This window comes from Streptomyces sp. WELS2 (assembly GCF_013870595.1).
GTDB lineage: Bacteria > Actinomycetota > Actinomycetes > Streptomycetales > Streptomycetaceae > Streptomyces.
Genome location: NZ_JACBWZ010000812.1, coordinates 1 through 2,730 on the forward strand (window position 1 = coordinate 1; position 2,730 = coordinate 2,730).

2 protein-coding genes are annotated in these 2,730 nt (G+C 73.4%); one reads left to right on the forward strand and one right to left on the reverse strand.

Annotated features, from left to right (window positions below; all coding sequences use genetic code 11):
- Positions 1–685: 685 nt before the first annotated feature.
- On the reverse strand, positions 686–1,456 hold the full coding sequence (locus H5J33_RS30195; protein WP_181797965.1) for a TetR/AcrR family transcriptional regulator: 771 nt from the start codon (positions 1,454–1,456) through the stop codon (positions 686–688).
- Positions 1,457–1,832: 376 nt separating this feature from the next.
- Between H5J33_RS30195 and H5J33_RS30200 the strand changes: the two genes are divergently transcribed.
- On the forward strand, positions 1,833–2,730 hold an 898-nt coding region (locus H5J33_RS30200; RefSeq protein ID WP_181797966.1), incomplete at its 3' end, for an NAD(P)/FAD-dependent oxidoreductase.

Sequence of the window (2,730 nt, forward strand, 5' to 3'; positions counted from 1 at the left end):
CCCGTCCCACCCGTCAGCGCTCATCGCGGAAAGCCCCCGACACCGACCCAGCCCAACCCGTCACCGGCTCAGACTGCCACACCCCACGCCGCCAGGCGCCCCCGCGCACCCCATCCACTCATCCGAGCGCACTTACCCGAACACCCCACGAACACAACCGAGTTACCCCACCACCAACCCACCCCTACGACCGCCCGGCGAACCACCGACCCACCCCCCTGCGAAGCACCCCGACGGACTGCCACGCCAGGCCGCCCGCGTCACCTCGCCCAGCGAGCCACCGCGGCTACGACCGGCCGCCATGCCGACTGCTCGCAGCGCTGCGTTCCCCGTTCTGCTGTTGCCCTACGGCTCCCTCGCAGCACTGCGCAGAGGCCGCCGCGCCAGGGCCGCTGTGCGGACCACTCCACGGGCCCCGCAGCGCGGCGATTGGCGACACGGCCCGGAGGCCACCGCCCCAGGACCACCCGGCAACGGCGCAGCGGCTCGCCGCTCCCCTCGACCCCTGACGTCCGACGCCTGGCGTCCGGTCCCCGGCAGCGCCGTACCCCGCACCCACCGCCCACCCCACCCGCAGCCGCCGACGGCGGGCGGCCCCCACGGGGGCCACCCGCACGCGACCGCGACAGCCGCACGGTGGTGCGGGTGGGAACACGAATCCGCCGAAGGCGAAGCCGAGCCGCGCCTACAGCGACACCGGCCGGGACCGCAGTCCCTCCAGCAGGATGTCCAGCAACCGGGCCGAAGCCGCCGCCTGCTGCGCCGCATCCGGCAGGGACGGCGCCGCCGTGGCGATCACCAGCAGCACGTCCGCCACCGACACATCCGCCCGCAGCTCACCCGCCGCCCGAGCCCGCTCCACCAACTGCCCGACCACGTCGAGCAGCGCCCCGGCCCCGGCATCGTCGGCGCCCAGGGAGGGCTCGTCCGGTACCAGCCGCAGCTCACCGTTCCCCGGCTGCACCCGCTGCTGAGGCACCCGCGCCTCCTCGCCCGACGCACCCGACCCGTCGGAACCGGCGGAGCGGACCCGCAGCACCTGCGGCGGCAGCAACCGTCCCGCCCCCGACGCCACCGAGGTCCGCAGGAACCGCGACAGCGCCGACCACGGCTCGTCCTCCTGCCCGAGCGCGGCCCGCGCCTGCTCGGTCAGCCGCGCGGTCTCCTCCTCGGCGATCCGCCGGACCAGCACGTCCTTGCTGGGAAAGCGCCGGTACACCGTGCCGACCCCGACCCGGGCGCGCCGCGCCACGTCCTCCATCGGCGCGCCGTACCCCAGCTCGCCGAACACCTCACGCGCCGCGCGCAGCACGTGCTCCAGATTGCGCTGCGCGTCGACCCGCAGCGGAGTCGTCCGCGCCCCGTCCGCGCGTCCGCCACCCGCCGCCGTACTCATCGTTCTGCCGCCGGGCGCGATGGCGGCAGCCGATGCCCAATGCGTGTCCTGAACATGCATGCGTTCCCCCGGTAATGACGTCTCCCCCCGGAGACTCTCCCCGCCACTGGCTGCGAAGCGCGCGGAACGGGATCGGTTCCGACCGGATCCGCCCGTCGCGGGCCCGTTCGACCACATTCCCTACACTCCGTCGACACACGAACATAGTTGAGAGGGAGTCAATTCAGAAGGGGGACGTTCCGTACAGTGCGCCCCCCGATCGGAGTACGGGGCGTGTACGTCCCGATTCCCTCCCTTCCCACCCACTCGCCCGCCCCCGCTGACCTGCCCCGTTTCCTCCCGTACGGGCGCCCCCGCCGGTCCCGCGTACACCCGGCCGCCGGTCACACGAATTGCCGGGCCTGTGGACAAACCCCAGCGCCGGGTGCGTCATGGGATGGTGAAGGAACGTGCGCGCATTCTGGTTGTCGGCGGCGGCTACGTCGGGATGTACACGGCCCTGCGCCTCCAGCGGAGGCTGAAGGCGGAGCTGAGCAGGGGCGAGGCCGAGATCACGGTCGTCACCCCCGACCCCTACATGACGTACCAGCCGTTCCTTCCCGAGGCCGCCGCGGGCTCGATCTCCCCGCGGCACGTCGTCGTACCGCTGCGCCGCGTCCTGCACCGGTGTCACGTCGTGGTCGGCGAGGTCACCTCCATCGACCACGCGGTGCGCACGGCCGCCGTTACCACGCTCGCCACCGCCGACAGGGGCGGCTCCGCCGAGCTGCTCGGCTACGACGAACTGGTGCTCGCCCCCGGCTCGGTCTCCCGCGTCCTGCCCGTGCCCGGCCTCGCCGAGTACGGCATCGGCTTCAAGACCGTCGAAGAGGCCATCGGCCTGCGCAACCACGTGATCGAGCAGATGGACATCGCCTCCTCCACCCGCGACCCCGCGATCCGCGACGCCGCCCTCACCTTCGTCTTCGTCGGCGGCGGCTACGCGGGCGTCGAGGCCCTCGGCGAACTGGAGGACATGGCCCGCTACGCCGCGCGCTACTACCACAACCTCCGCCCCGAGGACATGAAGTGGATCCTCGTGGAGGCCACCGACCGGATCCTGCCGGAGGTCGGCCCGGAGATGGGCCGCTACACCGTCACCCAGCTGCGCCGCCGCAACATCCAGGTGCTGCTGGACACCCGCCTGGAGTCCTGCGCCGACCGGGTCGCCGTCCTCAGCGACGGCCAGCGCTTCCCGACCCGCACGCTCGTGTGGACGGCCGGCGTCAAACCGCACCCGCTGATCGCCGCCACGGACCTGCCCCGCACCGACCGCGGCCGGCTGCGCTGCACCG